Origin of the sequence: Paraburkholderia sp. HP33-1 (genome assembly GCF_021390595.1) — a bacterium.
In the GTDB taxonomy this organism is placed as follows: Bacteria; Pseudomonadota; Gammaproteobacteria; order Burkholderiales; family Burkholderiaceae; genus Paraburkholderia.
In genome coordinates, this window is the sequence record NZ_JAJEJR010000003.1 from 421,765 (window position 1) to 437,393 (window position 15,629).

Sequence of the window (15,629 nt, forward strand, 5' to 3'; positions counted from 1 at the left end):
GTGATACTCATGTTGTTGTGTGGGTTAGCGCACGCTCTCGCCAGCCATGTTCTCTGGCGCGAAAAAGGATTCCGGATAGCGGGTCGTGTTGATCTTGTATTGCATCTTCTGCTCGGCACCGAGCTCCATGGCGACATAGCTGCCGGCCGACAGGTCGTAGGCGCCGAAGCCGAAGGCGATCTCGCCGGGTACGTCGGGCATGGCGACCGGGGTCGAGTAAGCCATTCGCCACAGCTTGTCGTTGGCGTCGTAGCGGTCGGCCAGCACAGCCAGCCAGGTGTCCTCGTCGACGTAGTAGAGCGACTTCTTCGAGGTATGGCGCTGGCCCGGCTTCAGCGTCGCTTCCACCACCCAGACACGGTGCAGCTCCCAGCGGATGTAATCGGGATTGAGATGATGCGGGCCGAGAATATCGCTGTCCTTTGGGGCCGTCAGCACGCGGTTGGAGTTGTAGGGGATGTACATCTCCTTTTTGCCGATCAGTTTCCAGTCGAAGCGGTCCATGCGGCCGTTGAAGGTTTCGATCTCGTCGAATGACAAGACACCAGCGGCGGCCGGGGTTGGAGTGTCACAGCAGGCGTTCGGCAGCTTGCGCACGCGTCGCTGCCCCACCAGGTAGACCCAGGTGTTGGTGTTGGATTCGTCTATGGTCTGATGGCCGACGATGGCTTCGCCTGCGCGGATGGCCGGGCCGTGCGTGTCCAGGCGCACCATCCAGTAGTCGTCGCCGAGTTTGTCAGACGGTCCGTCTTTGAAGTAATAGGGCGTGTTGTTCTGCTGAGTGATGTCGGAAAGCAACACAGCCTTGCCGTCGGACGTGACCTGCCAGTTGTGTGCGTTCTTGACCCACGACTCGCTGCGCCAGCGCAGTTTGTGATTGAGCATGACTTCCGCACCGTTCTTGGGGATAGGGAACGGAATACCGCCATACGCGCCGTTGGGAACCGGCCCTGCGCTGGAGTCAGTAAGCGTCACTCGCGTGGCGTTCTGGAAGGTATTGTCGTAGACGTACTGCGGCGCGGCGGCGGAGCGGTGCGTTGGGTAAACGTCGAGGCGGAAAGTGTCGGGGTATTTCTGCAGCAGCGCTTTCACGCCCTCTGTTAGTTTGTCGGCATATTCGTTCATGTTCTTCGCCGTGATCTGCAGGATGGGCTTTTCATTGGCGAAGGGGTCAGGGCGGCGGTCACCGTTCTTGAAGCCGGGCGTGGGCGTGGTCAGGCCGCCGGTCCACGCGGGGATCGTTCCTTCCTTGTTGCCGGCCTTTTCGGCGCCGAATGGGGTAAGGTTGCTTTTCAGGTGGGCGGCTTCGTCGGCAGTAACGCTGGCTTGGGTGGGGGCGATTACGGCCAGGGCTGAAAGCACCGTGGCGGCGCGGGCGAGTTTCTGGAATTTCATGAATTGCTCCTCTCTTGCCTTTTTTGGATCAGAAAGTAGTGCTAACGGACAACGAGACGAAGTCACGATCCTTCATGAACTGTCCGTAGGTGAAGGTCGGGGGGAAGCCGGTCATCTCATTGGCGGCTGGCCCGTAGAAGTGCGTGTAGGCCAGGCTGAAGTGCCACTGGTCGAGGTAGGTGCCGTTCACGCCGATGGTCATGTCGCCGCCGTTTGTTGCGGGCAGCGAGGGGCCCAAGGCTTGCGAACGTGAGCCGCGGGGGCTCCAGCCGAGGCCAAGGGGCACGCTGATGTCCAGGCCCGGCAGCACCTGTCGGTAGGTTGGCTCCAGCACCATGCGGAATGCCCAGGCGTCGCGCGTGGAGTTGGGATCGAGCGCCTGGGGATTCTTCGTCACCGACAGCACGCGGTTCCACATGACTTCGGCGGTCAGCGAGGCTTCACGGGCGAGAGGCGATGAAGGCAGGGTCCAGAGCGTACTGGCGTTCATGTGCGCGGTGCGCCCCACGGCATAGGCGGGGTTGCCGCTGTTGTTGTTGGCCGCCGTGCCGGTCAGCGCCGACACGTCATTGGCGCCGGAGGAGGCCAGATCCTGGTTATTGCGGATCGATGCCTCGATTGCCAACTGGATGTCGCCGAAGGTGTGCGAGGCACTGGCGCCCAACGCGGTGATGCCCTGCTGGTAGACCAGGTGGTAGTTGGTTGGCACGCCGCCGAGCCCGATGTCATTGACTACCTGCGGGCTCTTGTCGTTGAAGCGTACGAAGTACAGGCCGAAGTCGGTTTCAAGCGCCGAGAAGCGCAGTTCCAGGCCGCCCTGGCCGCTGTTCTTCGCGTCCTGGTCCTGGCCCCGAAGCAACGGGTTGGGAGCGCCGGGAATGTACATGCCTTCGCCACCCGCGGGCATGAAATCCAGGCCAGAGAAATAGCTACCGGCTGGGGGCAGGCGGTTGGCTTCCCAGGTGAACTGGTAGAAGGCCCCCACCGAAACGGCGGGGGTTAGTTGCCACTGCGCCGATAGTTGCGGCACGGGCAGTATGGCTTCCTTAAACTGTGTGCTGGGCACGGAGGCCAGCTTGATGACGTCGACGGGGGCCATGGTACCGGCGATGGCGTTGCTGCCGAAGAACAGACTTTCGCCCCACAGTACCGAGTGCTGGCCGGCGCGCACGTTCAGGCGCGTGCTGCCAATGTCGAATCCGCCGAATACGAAGGCGTCCAGCAACTCAACGTCGCGGCCTTCCAGGGTGCGGGTCGTGGGGTTGAAGGTGTTATAGGCGCCAGAGAAGCGGTTGGCGGTACCCGGAGAGTTGTTGTCGTTATACGTGTTGTAGACGCTGTCGTACCAGGCCGCGCCGCTGACGCGGAAGCCATAACGCTGGGCATAGACCACATCGAGTTCGCTCAGCCAGTCCACGCGGTTGGAGATCAGACCCGGGTTGAAGTTGCGATTGCCATCATCCGTATTGGCGGAGAATGCGTTGCCAGTGAGCAGCGAGTTGCTCTGACCTTCCACGCGGAAGGCATTGCTGTATTTCAGCGTGTTGTCCCAGCGGACGGAAAGATCGTCATTGCCAGTGTTGATATCGAAAGCATGCGCCTGGGGAGTGGCGCAGACCGCCGCCGCCAATGCCAGCATGCTCATGCGATGATTGGGTTTCTTGCAGTGTTCCACCGTTTGTCTCCTCTCCCGCGTTGTGTTGTGTGTTTTGGTGTCCTAAATTGGCTCGCCGAGAAATTTGTAAGTGTCCAACAGCAACGATGCGGTTCTCTGCGCGTTGCCGACCGGGTCTTCGCGTTCCCAACGGGAAATCTGGAACGACGCCTCCCAGACGCGTTTGACGCGCGGGATGCGGCGGTTGCTGTAGGCCTCAAGTGCCTGCGCGGCCGTGCCCGGGGCGCCTAGGCACTCAGCAAGCACCACGGCGTCTTCGATAGCCATGCCGCCGCCCGAGGTCAGTTGGGGCGTCGGCGAGTGTGCGGCGTCGCCCAACAGCACCACGCGGCCCTTATGCCACCATGGGCCGGGCATCAAGCGGGCGTCAAAGGGGCGGAACAGGACCTGCTTGGGTTGGGTCAGTTGCTCGACCGCCTGGCGAATGAGTGGCGCGGTGTAGTCGGCCAGACGGTCCTTCAGCAGCACGTCCAGCTTGTCCTCCGGCATGTGCAGCGGCTTGTCGCTGTTTTCCAGGATGAACAGATAGCAACCGTCTGTGGACGTCGGGATTGCGCCGACACCAGCGCCCTTGTGGCGGAACAGCCAGAAACCGTCGTGCTCAGGTAGGCGGGGCGCCGAGAAGCGCCAGCAGCTCTGGCCGACAAACTCGGCGTCGTACTGGGCACCGAACACCTTATGGCGGATCCTGGAATAGGCGCCGTCGGCCCCCACCACGACGTCGTATTCACCGAGCGCACCGTTGCTCAAGGTGACCTTGACGCGGTCGCCCAGGTCTTCTAGCTCGGTCACGGTGGTGCCATATTCGATCTTCGCGCCGGCTTCGACGGCGGCGCTCTCGAGCACATACGCCAGGTCAGGACGCTTGATGCCGATACCGGGGGGCGTTGGGTTCTCGCTGATCTGGTTGCCGGTGGCATCGAACTGACGGAAATGATCGATTTGCTGCCCGTATGCTAGGCAGGACTCCGCCAGCTCGACTTGGCTCATCGCACGCATAGTGTTGTGCAACAGGCAGATGCCTGTGCCGGCGACCGAGCTTTTTGGCGCGATATCCACGCAGTGCGTCTTGATCCCGGCGCGAGCCAGGGTATAGGCGGTCATGGCGCCGCCGATGCCGGCGCCCACGATCAGGACGCTTTTCACGTCTGACATGATTCCTGTCTCCAGTAGTTTTTTGATTGGAAGATGGCTTAGAAGGCGACTTCGTTCTTGCCTTTAAGCTGCAGTAACTGCCGCACTTCGTCGGGCTTGGCGATCTCCAGGCCTAGCTCGGTCAGGATGTTGCGGATCTTGCGGACCTGCTCGGCGTTGGACTGCGCCAGTTCGCCCCGGCCGATGTAGAGGCTGTCCTCCAGGCCGACACGCACGTTGCCGCCGAGAATCGCCGACATGGTTGCTAGCGGCATCTGGCTCTTGCCCGCGGCGAGAATGGACCAGTGGTAGTCGTTGCCGAACAAGCGGTCGGCCGTGCGTTTCTGGTGCATCAGGTCTTCGGGGTGGGCGCCTTGCGCGCCACGCAGGCCGAACACGCTCTGAACGAACAGCGGCGGCTTTATTAGGCCGCGTTCCAAGAAGTACGCCAGCGTGTACAGGTGGCCGACGTCATAGCATTCGAACTCGAATCGGGTGCCACCCGTCTCGCCGATGTTGGCGAGGATCCATTCGATGTCCTCATAAGTGTTGCGAAATATCATTCCGCGCGTGGATTCCAGAAAGGGCTTTTCCCAGTCGTGCTTCCAGGGTCGATCTCTTTGCGCCATTTCGGAGAGGACCAGGTTGATCGAGCCCATATTGAGCGAGCACATCTCTGGTTTGAGCGCGCGGCCGGCCTCGGCGCGTTCGGCGATGGGCATGCTGGGGCCGCCACCACCAGTGGAGATATTGATGACCGCGTCGGTGGAGTCCTTGATCTTGCCAACGAATTGGCGGAAGAGATCGGGGCTGCCGCTGGGTTTTCCGGTAATGGGGTCGCGCGCGTGCAGGTGAACGATGGCCGCGCCGGCTTCGACGGCTTCGATGGAGTGCTGGGCGATTTCGTCGGGCGTCACCGGCAGATGCGGCGACATCGACGGGGTGTGGGCGCCACCCGTGATGGCGCAGGTGATGATGACCTTCTTCATCGTTGTCTCCGGTTCTTGCTAATAGTTTCCGAGCCGTATCGTTTCATAAACAGCCAAGCAGGTCAATTGGATTTCACGCTGATATTTTCAGGGGAGGGCAGGAATAGGTGTCAGCGTTGGCCGAACAGCCGGACACGGACGGAGCGCAAATGTTCACGCATGGCCTGCTCCGCGTGGTCGGGGTTATGCGCGCGAATGGCATCTATCAACTTGCGATGCTCGTCGTCAGTGTCTTGGCGCGGCTCGGTCATGGGGGAGTAAACCGCCTCGATGCGGGAGTCCAGGTTGACGCGCATCTGGGTGCGCATAGTGCCGTACAGCATCAGTAGCAGGGCATTGTGCGTGGCTTCGGCGATGGTGTTGTGCAGGCGCTCATCCAGGCGCTTCCAGTGTATGAAAGGCTTCGCAGTTTGCATCTCTGCAAGGCACTGTTCGAGCGCCGCGATGTCAGCTGGGGTGGCGTGGATGGCTGCCTGCGCGGCCAGTTGAGGTTCCAGCACCAGGCGAGCGTCCAGGAGGTCGTCGATGCTGATTGCGGCCGACAGGCTAGCGTCGTCCGCCCGGATCTGGCGCGGGCCGATGAAGGTGCCTTTGCCGACGTGGCGCCAGATCAGGCCTTCGCTTTCCAGTCGCTTGAGCACCGTGCGGAGCCGCCCCCGCGATATTCCCAAGGCTTCGCACAGTCTGGGCTCCGGCGGCAGTCGTAAATCGTCTTCATTGCTGGCGCGGGTCTCGATATAGGCGCGCAACCGGGAAACGTCGTCGTCAATCAGGTTCATGATGAAATATTGATGCGTTCTATGTCGGTAAATGATACATAATTCACGCCGACTTGATTCATATTTTTCTCATCAAAGGAACGATCCAATGACCAATCCTACCGCGTGGGCAGTCGACCCCGCGCACACCCACATTGGCTTCTCGGTGCGGCACTTAGGGCTGACTCGCACGCCAGGCGTGTTCAAGCGCTTTGTAGTGCAATTGTGGTTCGCCGATCAGAATATTGAGGATTCCAGTGTGACGTTCGAGGTCGAGACGGCTTCGATAGATACGGCTCTGGAAATGCGCGACGAGCACCTGCGCGGAGCCGACTGGTTCGACGTGCACACGCATCCCACGGCCGTGTTTGTGTCACGCATTGTGCGGCGAGACGGGAATGATCGCTATGTGATAGAGGGGGAATTGTCTCTTCGTGGGGTAACGCTGCCGGTGACGTTCGATGCCACGTTGACGGGGCGCGCAGTCAATCCTTGGACTCAGATGCCCGTGGTCGGATTTGAGGCGGCTGCCACCATCAGTCGTAGCGCGTACGGTATGGGCGCCTTTCCCATGGCACTGTCGGATGGTGTGCAGTTGAAAATTGCGACGGAGCTAACCGTAGCAAATGATGCAAATCAATAAAACAATTGACGTACTCAAATGTGCCAGTTAATCTGGCCTGACCTCCACGAGTTTCATCATCATCATGAGCACAACTCATTCCCCTTTTTTTGTCTCAAACGATACGGCACGGTCCGTATTTGTTTGGATGGACGCCATCCGCGCCCTGCAGGCCGCCTATTCCCAACCCATTCCGCCCCAATCCACGCCGGCTCGCAGCGTGGCCGCCGTCGGCAAGACCTGGTTGCGCACGTTGTCGGCCGTACCGGTAGAGGGGCGTTACTACGGCGCCAAAGTTATGGGCGCGGCGATGGGCAGCGCCAAGCCCGCTGTGGAATACGTGATCATCCTTTTCGACCGCGAGACAAGCCGGATTGCGGGCTTCGTCGATGGCGCGCTGGTGACGGGGTTTCGCACCGCGGCCACTTCGGCCGCGGCGCTCGATCGACTGGCACCCCAAGGCCCAGCACGCCTTGCCGTGCTGGGCAGCGGGCTCGAGGCCTCGATGCACGTGCGCGCCATCGCCAGCGTACGCGAGCTGACTGAAGTAGTGGTGTTCAGTCCCACGCCCGAGAAGCGCGCCGCGTTCGCTGACGCGGTGACACGCGACCTCGGCGTGCCGGCACGCGGCGTTGCCTCAGGCCAGGAGGCCGTGGATGGTGCCGGCCTCGTGTTGTGCGCGGCCCGTTCCCGCGGCGAGCTCCCCATCCTATATGGCGACTGGCTCAAGCCCGATGCAACCATTGTTTCCATCGGTTCCACCGTGCCATCGCAACGTGAGATCGATGCGTCGGTCGTGAACTGCAGCGACATCATCGTGTGCGACATGCTGGAAGAAGTTCTGGAGGAAACCGGCGACATGCTCGCCGCCAGGGATGCTGGCATCGCCTTCCACGACAAGTCTTTCAGCATCGTCGACCTAATGAGCGGCAAGCTCGAAGATCAACTGCGGGGCGCACGAAGGCGCATGTTCAAGTCGGTCGGCGGCGGCCTGCAGGACATTGTGGTCGCCGAACTCATCCTGACCCGCGCGCTGGAAAAGGGTTTGGCAATGAGCCTGCCCATCGAATTCGAAAACAAGAGCATCTGACCGCTACCAAGGAGAACACGCATCATGGCCAGTTACACCAGGAAGGAAGCCCGCGAGTGGGCACGACAAACCCTTGTCGGCGTCGCAAACGTCACGATTCCGACGATGACCAATGACTTCACGCGCATCAATGAGAAGGCGATCCGTCACGACGTGCGCCTGTCCATCGAGCACGGGTTCATCGGCTCATTGGCAGTATCCGAAGTGCCGCTATCGCTAGAAGAGCATGACCAGTTCCAGCAAATCATGGTCGACGAGGCCAAGGGCAAATTCCTGGTCGTGCACCACGCGGTCTTCAACACCCTTGAAGACAACATTGCAGCGGTCAAACGCGCCGAAGCCAATGGTGCCGATCTGGTGCTACTTGGCTACCCGCCGCACTTCTACCCGAAATCGCTGGATGAAGTGTACGAATACAGCAAGGCTGTCTGCGACGCGACCAACCTCGGCGTGATCATCTTCCCGGTGCCGACCTGGGGCTTCGGTCGCCTTCATCCAGCAGACATTCCGGTGGCGGTGCTCCGCAAGCTCGTCGACAACTGCCCTAACGTGGTGGCAATCAAAGCCGAAGGTGGCATGCCGTACTTCATGTCGGCTATTGAAGTGCATCGCCATTTCCACAAGGAAGTGGTGATCTCCTCGCCGCTGGAATACGAATACATCCCGCTGGCGCAGGTCCTCGATATCCCGTTTTGCGGGACGAATTACAGCGCTTTCTTCGGTCCGTGGATTCCGCGCGCGCACAAGCTGATTCGCGAAGGCAAGTTCGACGAGGCCACTGAGCTGTACTACAAGCTTGAGCCAATGCGTCGCGCCGTGTCTACGCTCGGCTTCGGCGGTCAAGGCTTATCGAACCGTCTGCTGTGGAAATACCAGAGCTGGCTGCAGGGCTACAACGGTGGCCCGATTCGTCATCCGACTGCGCGCGTGCATGGCAAGGATATGGCACTCCTGCGAAACGCCACGCAAGCGGCCGGCCTGAACCCGACCAGTTCGCCGGACGAGGAATTCTTCATCGGTCGCAACCCAGTCTGAGGTGTAGCTCATGAGTGACGTAAAAAAACTGCCCCTGAAGGATCCGGACCTGCTGCGCCAGGCCATGCTGATCGACGGTAAGTGGGTGCAGTCCGACAGCGGCCAGACCATCGATATCGTCAACCCTGCCACCGGCGACCTGGTGGCGCGCGTGCCTAACGGTGGCGCAGCCGAAACCAGGCGTGCCATCGACGCGGCCGAGCGCGCGATGCGTGGTTGGCGCAAGACCTTGCCAAAGGAGCGCGCGAAGGTACTGCGCAAGCTCTACGAACTGATGCATGAGCATATCGAGGACCTGGCCGTCATCATGACCGCGGAACAGGGCAAGCCGCTGGTCGAATCGCGCGGTGAAATTCTCTACGCCGCTGGATTCATCGAGTGGTTCTCGGAAGAAGCGCGCCGCGTCTACGGCGACATCATTCCGCAAAACGTCGATGGCCGCCGCATCCTGGCGCAGAAGACGCCGATCGGCGTGTTTGCGGCGATCACACCGTGGAATTTCCCTTCTGCGATGATCACGCGCAAGGCTGGCCCAGGCTGGGCCGTAGGCTGCACCGGTGTCATCAAGCCCGCCAGCCAGACACCGCTTTCAGCCTTGGCGCTGGCCGTGCTAGCGGAGCGCGCTGGCTTGCCGCCGGGCGTATGTAACGTAGTCACCGGTTCGGCCCGCGCCATCGGCGGCGAACTGACCGCCAATCCTGTCGTGCGGAAATTGTCGTTCACCGGCTCCACCGAGGTGGGGGCGCAGTTGCTGGCTCAATGCGCGCCGACCATCAAGAAGACAAGCATGGAGCTGGGCGGTAACGCGCCTTTCATCGTGTTCGACGACGCCGACGTGGACGCCGCCGTGAAAGGCGCGCTGGCCGCCAAATACCGCAACGCCGGGCAGGCATGCGTTGCGGCCAACCGCTTGCTGGTGCAGTCCGGCATCTACGAGACTTTCGCAAAGAAGCTGGCTGAGGCCACGGCTGCGCTGAAGGTCGGCAACGGTATGGAAGAGGGCGTAGTGCAAGGGCCGCTGATAAACGAGGACGCGGTGCTCAAGGTCGAGGAACACATCAGCGACGCCGTCGCCAAAGGTGCCCGCGTCGTCGCCGGCGGCAAGCGGCACAAACTGGGCGGTTTCTTCTTCGAGCCCACCGTGTTGGCCGACGTGCCGCGCGACGCTCTGATCTTCTCCGAGGAAACGTTCGGCCCGGTCGCGCCGCTGTTCCGCTTCGAGACCGAGGCGGAAGCGATCTCGCTGGCTAACGACACCCCATTTGGCCTGGCCTCTTATATCTATGCGCGCGACGTTGGCCGGATTTTCCGCGTCGTAGAAGAGCTTGAGTTCGGCATGGTCGGCGTCAACGAGGGCATGATCTCGACCGAGGTAGCTCCGTTCGGCGGCGTCAAGACTTCAGGTCTGGGGCGTGAGGGCTCCAAGTACGGCGTCGACGATTATCTGGAGATCAAGTACGTCGCACTTGGCGGGATTTAATATACGATACGACTCGTTTATATATGAATAACAATAACAACAAAAACAAGGAGACAACACATGTACGAGGCTCTACGCCTTGAGGGCAAGGTCGCCATTGTCACTGGCGGGGCGGGCGGTATTGGCCAGGCGACCATCGAACTGATGATCGGCCGTGGCGCGCGCGTCGTCATCGCGGACATCGCACTGGACCGTGCGCAAGCGGTTGCCGTCAAGTACGGCAATGCCGCGATTGCATTCGGTATGGATCTAACCGACGAGGCCTCGATCAAGGCTGTGGTCGCGCGCGCGGTCGGACATTTCGGCCGCCTCGACATCCTGCACAACAATGCGACAGCCGTCGGCCAGCAACTGGTCGCGGCCGATAACGGCATCGGCGAAATGGAGACCGAAACCTGGGACACCTTCTTCAAAACCAATTGCCGCGGCACCATGATCGTGACCCGCGAAGCGCTGCCGCACCTCATCAAGAGCGGTAATGGCGCCATCGTCAACACCGTGTCAGGCATGGCTTTGCAGGGCAACATCCGCTTTCATGCCTACAGCGCGACCAAGGCCGCGATGATGCAGATGACGCGTGCCGTGGCCACGGCGTACGGGCGCAAAGGCGTGCGCTGCAACGCGGTCGCGCCGGGCCTGGTGGTGACCGAAACCGTGGCCAAGGATTTTCCTGCGGCGATGCTCAAGCTGGTGTTGGATGAAACCCCGCGTGACCGCATCGGCGCACCGGAAGACATCGCCGAAGCTGTGGCCTTCCTGGCCTCGGATGCAGCACGCAACATCACCGGGCAAACGCTTGTTGCCGATGGCGGCGTGTCGATCCACATTCCGGGTCTTTCAGCCTATCGCGAGTTTTTCGGAGATGAGCATGGGTATTGAGGATATCCGGATCACCCGCCGCTCACTGCTCATCGCCACCGGCAGTGCCGCGGCGCTGGCTGCAGTTACGCATCCTTCGCTGTTTTCCGTTCCCGCTGCAACGTCCGCGTCGGCGCAAGGGCCCAGTCTTTTCGACATCCGCTACATCGTCACGGACAGTCGTTATCCGCAAACTCTCGCGCACGCGAGGGCGTTGGCAGGGCAGAGCGGCAAGACGCTCGACGTCACCGACGGCCTGACCCGCCTTTGGCAGGAGCACTTGCAACCGCTATGGCAACAGGGCGAAGGCGCCGTCGCCGGGCTGACCACGCGCGCGGTGTGGCAGTGCCTCGCCGAGCAAGCACGCAGTCACGCGCTGCGCACCCATGCACTGACTCCGTTGGCCGACAACGACGGTCACCCCGACAACCTTGTTTCCTGGATCATCGCGTGACGCCATGAGAACCCCACCGAACGTATCTCCCCAAGTCTTCGTCACCGCGCTGCAGGAATTCACCCAGGTCGTCGGCAAAGATTGGGTGCTCACCAGCGACGAGGACCTGTTCCCGTACAAGGACGCCTATTCGCCGTTGCGCGACATACCGGAAGACCGCAGCGCTTCGGCCGCCGTCGCCCCAGCCTCGGTCGAGGAAGTGCAGGCTGTGGTGCGCATCGCCAACAGGTACAGGATTCCGCTGTACGCCATCTCCACCGGCAAGAACCTCGGCTACGGCGGTTCGGCGCCGAACCACTCCGGCAGCGTGGTGCTCGACCTCAAGCGCATGAATCGCATCATCGAGGTCAACGAGAGCAATGCCTACGCCATCGTCGAACCCGGCGTGAGCTATTTCGATTTGTACAACCACATTCGTGAAAAAGGCCTGAAGCTATGGCTGGATGTGGCAGACCCGGGCTGGGGCAGCGTGATGGGCAACGCGCTGGACCACGGAGTCGGGCACACCCTGTCGCGCTTTCGCAATCACTTCGACGCACATTGCGGCATGGAAGTGGTGCTGGCCAATGGCGAGTTGGTGCGCACCGGCATGGGAGCGCTGCCCGGGTCCACGACCTGGGCGCAGTACCGGCACGGCATGGGGCCGGTGGTGGACGGCATTTTTTCGCAATCCAATTTCGGTGTTGTCACCAAGATCGGCATGTGGCTGATGCCCGCGCCGGAAGCCTTCATGGAGGGCATGATTTTCGCCCCGCGTTATGAGGATTTGCATCCGCTGGTCGAATTGCTCAAGTATGCCGAGAACACCGGCCTGGCTCCCGGTACGCCGGAGTTGCTCAGCCCCTTGCTTGGCATCAGCAACAAGACCAAAAACCTTGTCGAAGCTTTCTACAAGGGGCCGCCGCAGTTGCCGAAGCTGCAGGCCGATCTCGTCGCCCAATCCAGGGTCGGTTATTCCGATGAATTGGCGAGGTACGGGGCGGACAACAAGATTCCGTACTGGGGCTTGAGCCTGAAGTTCTACGGCCCGTCGAAGGTGGTGGCGGCGCAGTGGGAAGCCGTGAAGGAGCTGGCGAGCAAGTCCATCAAGAATGCCGCCTTCCGGGATGGTCCGATCCAGACCGATCCGCGCAAGGCCGCCGATGAGTGGACGGTTTACCCGCAGGACGTGGGCGTGCCGAACATGGATTTCTTCGGCATGGGCACGCGCGCGGGCGGCAACCCGAATCCGATGCGCGGCCACATGTGGTTCTCGCCTGTCATTCCGCAATCCGCGGACGGCATCCTCGAAGCCAACCGCGTGTTCGACGAAGCCGCCCGCACCATTCCCGCGTTGCAGAAAGTGCCGATCTGGAACCTCAGGCCGTTCGCGTTGCCCGCGCCGTTCTACGAACGCAATTTCCTGTTCATCGTCGGCTTCCCGATTACCGACGACAAGGAATTGAACAAGTCCATCGTCAAGGCCTACCGCACGCTGCTCGACATCGGCGCTCAGCATGGCTGGGGCGAATACCGCTGCCATCCGGAGTTCCAGGATCAGGCCATGGGTCTGTATTCGTTCAACAACAACAGCCTGCTGCGCCTGCACGAAATAATCAAGGACGCCATCGACCCGAACGGCATCCTGTCTCCGGGCCGTTATGGCATCTGGCCGAAAAACCTGCGGAAGAGCGCGAAATGATGAAGAAGCTCGACACGATATTGCTGGCGGCGATGGTGACTTGGGCTAGTTCCGCCATGGCCGACGACGGTGCGACCTTGGACCGAGGCAGGCATGTTTTCGACCAGTGGTGCGTTTCCTGCCACGGCGTGGGCGACCGCATGCCCGGCACCGCGTCGCTGGCGGCCAAGTACCGCGGCAGCATCCCCGCGGCGCTGGAAGAACGCACGGACCTGAATCCGGACTTCATCCGCTATTTCGTGCGCAATGGCGTGCTGATCATGCCGGCTTTCCGCAAGACCGAAGTCAGCGACGCCGATCTGGCCGCACTGGCCGATTATCTCAGCCATCAGAAAAAGTAACGAAATCATGACGAACTACGCAGACAAAATCAGCAGGGGTCCATGCGGGGGCCGCCTGCAAGACAAGGTGGCGTTGGTGACGGGAGCAGGCGGCGGCCAGGGCCAGGTCGTGTCGCTGCTGTTCGCCGAGGCGGGCGCCAAGGTATGCGCGAGCGACATCAACCCGGCCACACTGGAACAGACACGCGCCCTCGCGGAGCAGCGCGGCTTAAAGATCGACATCGCCACGGTGGACGCGTCCTCGCCGGAGCAGGCGAACAGCTGGATCGACGGCGTGATGCAAAGGCACGGCCGCATCGACGTGCTTTACAACAACGGCGCGGGAGTGCACATGGCGCCGTTCGACCAGATGTCTTTCGAACAGTGGAAGGAAACCATCCGGCTCGAACTGGACGTCATCTACCTGCCGACCAAGGCCGTCTGGCCGATCATGACCAACCAGAAGAGTGGCTCGATCATCAACATTGCTTCCTGCGCCGGCATGCTGGCCGCAGAGGGCCTGGGCACCACCGCGCACGCGGCGGGCAAGGGCGGCGTCATCGCACTGACCCGGCAGTTGTCGCTAGAAGGCGCGCCACACTGGGTCCGTGTGAACTGCATTTCGCCCGGCCCCATCATGGGCCCCGCATTGCAGCGTCCCTATGACGAAAGCCCGTATTTCCGCAAGCTGTTCGACAGCACGCCGTCGCTCGACAGGCACGGCTATCCGCTGGACATCGCCTACGCGGGCTTGTTCCTGGCTTCCGACGAATCGACCTTCATTACCGGGGTCAATCTTCCGATCGACGGCGGTGCTACCAGCAAGGTCGGCGCGATGATGGGAAGGAGCTGAGTCATGACAACGACCAATGTCCTTGCGAGCCCCTTCAAGATCAACAACCTGGAAATCAGGAACCGCATCATCCTCGGGCCGATGGCCGTGCTGCGTCCGACCGAAGACGGCCGGCCGAGCGAGCAGACCATCGCGTTCTTGACTCGGCGAGCAAGGGGTGGGGTAGGACTGATCATCGTGGGCGGTTCCGTGGCGAGCGAGCGCGCGTGGAACGAATCACCGTTCTCTCCGAACGTGCGTTTCGACAAGGACGAGTTCGTTCCCGATCTCAGGCGGTTGACGGACGCCGTGCATGCGTCCGGCACGCCGGTCTTCGCGCAGTTGTTCCCGAGCTTCGGCCGGATGGGTGTACCCCGCAACGGCAACTGGATTTCGTCGGCCAGTCCGAAGTCGGTGGACATTGGCGCGGGCAGCCTGCCGGATAACCTCTATATTCCGGGCGGCCGCGTCACGCCCCTGCCAAAAGAGGCCTCAATTGCCGAGATCAAGGAGCTTGAGGCCACTGTCGTTTCTGCAGCGCGCCGCGCGAAGGCGGCCGGCTTCGACGGCGTCGAGATTGGCGCGCACATGTGCTATTTCTACTCATCGTTTTTTTCGCCTCTGTCGAACCAGCGTACAGATGAATACGGCGGCCCAGCCAAAAACCGCGCACGGGCGCTGCGCGACGTGGTCGCTGCGGTGCGCGCCGAGGTCGGCCCCGGCTATCCGGTCGGCATCCGCATGAGCGTCAATGACCACATGCCGGGCGGCCAGGGACCGGAGGGCTTCGCGGAAGTGGCCGCGCACATCGTCAAGGCCGGCGTCGATTTCATTTCGCTCAGCGAGGGCAACTACGAGTCCATGGGCGAGAATGCCACGAGCCTTTCCGGCAACATGCTCGCGCACGGCGAGCCGCAGGCTTTCCGCGAGGCGGTCGGTCGCGATGTCCGGCTGTTTCTCTCCAGCACGCCCGATCCGAAGCAGGCCGCCGAGGCCATCGATGCTGGGCACGCCGACGCGAGCATGCTCGCGCGCCAGATGCTGGCTGACCCTGACTACGCCGTGAAAGTTATCGAGGGTCGCGAGCGGGACGTCGTGTGGTGCGACCATGCGAATTCCTGCCTGCGCCGGCTGATTCTCAACCTACCGGTCGCCTGTCACAAGAATCCGGAGATGGGTCGCGAGGACCCACGCGCCAAACGATCCAGCCTCGCCCAGGAGGCCATCGTGTGGGCCACCGGGAATCGGACGCTAATGACCTTGGCCGACAAGCTGGCGCGCATGAAGCAAAAATAAGACAACGCCG

15 protein-coding genes are annotated in these 15,629 nt (G+C 61.6%); 10 read left to right on the top strand and 5 right to left on the bottom strand.

The window, feature by feature from the left end:
• Positions 1–24 precede the first annotated feature (24 nt).
• The 5 genes from L0U81_RS28960 to L0U81_RS28980 all read right to left on the bottom strand — a co-directional run bounded on the left by L0U81_RS28960 (position 25) and on the right by L0U81_RS28980 (position 5,972).
• Positions 25–1,395 carry a DUF1329 domain-containing protein gene (locus L0U81_RS28960; RefSeq protein WP_233808756.1) on the bottom strand — a complete coding sequence of 457 codons (1,371 nt, stop codon included), beginning with the start codon at positions 1,393–1,395 and terminating at the stop codon, positions 25–27.
• 28 nt (positions 1,396–1,423) lie between these two features.
• Positions 1,424–3,070: a DUF1302 domain-containing protein gene (locus L0U81_RS28965; RefSeq protein ID WP_233808757.1), complete on the bottom strand. Its 1,647-nt coding sequence runs from the start codon at positions 3,068–3,070 to the stop codon at positions 1,424–1,426.
• Between the two features lie 42 nt (positions 3,071–3,112).
• A complete protein-coding gene (locus L0U81_RS28970; RefSeq protein ID WP_233808759.1) occupies positions 3,113–4,225 on the bottom strand; it encodes an FAD-dependent oxidoreductase in 1,113 nt (370 codons plus the stop codon).
• A gap of 38 nt (positions 4,226–4,263) precedes the next feature.
• A complete protein-coding gene (locus L0U81_RS28975) occupies positions 4,264–5,193 on the bottom strand; it encodes a 3-keto-5-aminohexanoate cleavage protein (protein ID WP_233808761.1) in 930 nt (309 codons plus the stop codon).
• Between the two features lie 110 nt (positions 5,194–5,303).
• On the bottom strand, positions 5,304–5,972 hold the full coding sequence (locus L0U81_RS28980; RefSeq protein ID WP_233808763.1) for a FadR/GntR family transcriptional regulator: 669 nt from the start codon (positions 5,970–5,972) through the stop codon (positions 5,304–5,306).
• Between the two features lie 88 nt (positions 5,973–6,060).
• Here L0U81_RS28980 and L0U81_RS28985 point away from each other — a divergent pair, with 88 nt between their 5' ends.
• From L0U81_RS28985 to L0U81_RS29030, 10 genes are all read left to right on the top strand, one after another.
• Positions 6,061–6,594, top strand: coding sequence for a YceI family protein (locus L0U81_RS28985; RefSeq protein WP_233808765.1), 534 nt, complete (start codon positions 6,061–6,063; stop codon positions 6,592–6,594).
• Between the two features lie 64 nt (positions 6,595–6,658).
• On the top strand, positions 6,659–7,663 hold the full coding sequence (locus tag L0U81_RS28990; RefSeq protein ID WP_233808767.1) for an ornithine cyclodeaminase family protein: 1,005 nt from the start codon (positions 6,659–6,661) through the stop codon (positions 7,661–7,663).
• A gap of 24 nt (positions 7,664–7,687) precedes the next feature.
• Complete coding sequence (locus L0U81_RS28995) at positions 7,688–8,698, top strand: dihydrodipicolinate synthase family protein (RefSeq protein WP_233808769.1); 1,011 nt, start codon at positions 7,688–7,690, stop codon at positions 8,696–8,698.
• A gap of 10 nt (positions 8,699–8,708) precedes the next feature.
• Complete coding sequence (locus L0U81_RS29000) at positions 8,709–10,178, top strand: NAD-dependent succinate-semialdehyde dehydrogenase (protein WP_326489875.1); 1,470 nt, start codon at positions 8,709–8,711, stop codon at positions 10,176–10,178.
• A gap of 60 nt (positions 10,179–10,238) precedes the next feature.
• Entirely contained in the window at positions 10,239–11,057 is an 819-nt protein-coding gene (locus L0U81_RS29005) for an SDR family NAD(P)-dependent oxidoreductase (protein ID WP_233808771.1), read from the top strand.
• Entirely contained in the window at positions 11,047–11,490 is a 444-nt protein-coding gene (locus L0U81_RS29010) for a hypothetical protein (RefSeq protein WP_233808773.1), read from the top strand. Before L0U81_RS29005 ends, L0U81_RS29010 begins: the two co-directional genes overlap by 11 nt.
• 4 nt (positions 11,491–11,494) lie before the next feature.
• Positions 11,495–13,171, top strand: a complete 1,677-nt coding sequence (locus L0U81_RS29015) for an FAD-binding oxidoreductase (RefSeq protein WP_233808775.1) — start codon at positions 11,495–11,497, stop codon at positions 13,169–13,171.
• A complete protein-coding gene (locus tag L0U81_RS29020) occupies positions 13,168–13,512 on the top strand; it encodes a c-type cytochrome (RefSeq protein WP_233808777.1) in 345 nt (114 codons plus the stop codon). The genes L0U81_RS29015 and L0U81_RS29020 overlap by 4 nt, the downstream gene beginning before the upstream one ends.
• 7 nt (positions 13,513–13,519) lie before the next feature.
• The gene (locus L0U81_RS29025; protein ID WP_233808778.1) at positions 13,520–14,344 is read left to right on the top strand and encodes an SDR family NAD(P)-dependent oxidoreductase; all 825 of its coding nucleotides are present in this window, start codon (positions 13,520–13,522) and stop codon (positions 14,342–14,344) included.
• Positions 14,345–14,347: 3 nt separating this feature from the next.
• On the top strand, positions 14,348–15,619 hold the full coding sequence (locus L0U81_RS29030) for an NADH:flavin oxidoreductase (protein ID WP_233808780.1): 1,272 nt from the start codon (positions 14,348–14,350) through the stop codon (positions 15,617–15,619).
• The last annotated feature ends 10 nt before the right edge of the window (positions 15,620–15,629 follow it).

Excerpts from the sequence above, each read along its gene's own strand:
- L0U81_RS28960 (WP_233808756.1), bottom strand. The coding sequence starts at position 1,395 with ATGAAATTCCAGAAACTCGCCCGCGCCGCCACGGTGCTTTCAGCCCTG.
- L0U81_RS28970 (WP_233808759.1), bottom strand. The coding sequence starts at position 4,225 with ATGTCAGACGTGAAAAGCGTCCTGATCGTGGGCGCCGGCATCGGCGGC.
- L0U81_RS28975 (WP_233808761.1), bottom strand. The coding sequence starts at position 5,193 with ATGAAGAAGGTCATCATCACCTGCGCCATCACGGGTGGCGCCCACACC.
- L0U81_RS28980 (WP_233808763.1), bottom strand. The coding sequence starts at position 5,972 with ATGAACCTGATTGACGACGACGTTTCCCGGTTGCGCGCCTATATCGAG.
- L0U81_RS28985 (WP_233808765.1), top strand. The coding sequence starts at position 6,061 with ATGACCAATCCTACCGCGTGGGCAGTCGACCCCGCGCACACCCACATT.
- L0U81_RS28990 (WP_233808767.1), top strand. The coding sequence starts at position 6,659 with ATGAGCACAACTCATTCCCCTTTTTTTGTCTCAAACGATACGGCACGG.
- L0U81_RS28995 (WP_233808769.1), top strand. The coding sequence starts at position 7,688 with ATGGCCAGTTACACCAGGAAGGAAGCCCGCGAGTGGGCACGACAAACC.
- L0U81_RS29000 (WP_326489875.1), top strand. The coding sequence starts at position 8,709 with ATGAGTGACGTAAAAAAACTGCCCCTGAAGGATCCGGACCTGCTGCGC.
- L0U81_RS29005 (WP_233808771.1), top strand. The coding sequence starts at position 10,239 with ATGTACGAGGCTCTACGCCTTGAGGGCAAGGTCGCCATTGTCACTGGC.
- L0U81_RS29010 (WP_233808773.1), top strand. The coding sequence starts at position 11,047 with ATGGGTATTGAGGATATCCGGATCACCCGCCGCTCACTGCTCATCGCC.
- L0U81_RS29015 (WP_233808775.1), top strand. The coding sequence starts at position 11,495 with ATGAGAACCCCACCGAACGTATCTCCCCAAGTCTTCGTCACCGCGCTG.
- L0U81_RS29020 (WP_233808777.1), top strand. The coding sequence starts at position 13,168 with ATGATGAAGAAGCTCGACACGATATTGCTGGCGGCGATGGTGACTTGG.
- L0U81_RS29025 (WP_233808778.1), top strand. The coding sequence starts at position 13,520 with ATGACGAACTACGCAGACAAAATCAGCAGGGGTCCATGCGGGGGCCGC.
- L0U81_RS29030 (WP_233808780.1), top strand. The coding sequence starts at position 14,348 with ATGACAACGACCAATGTCCTTGCGAGCCCCTTCAAGATCAACAACCTG.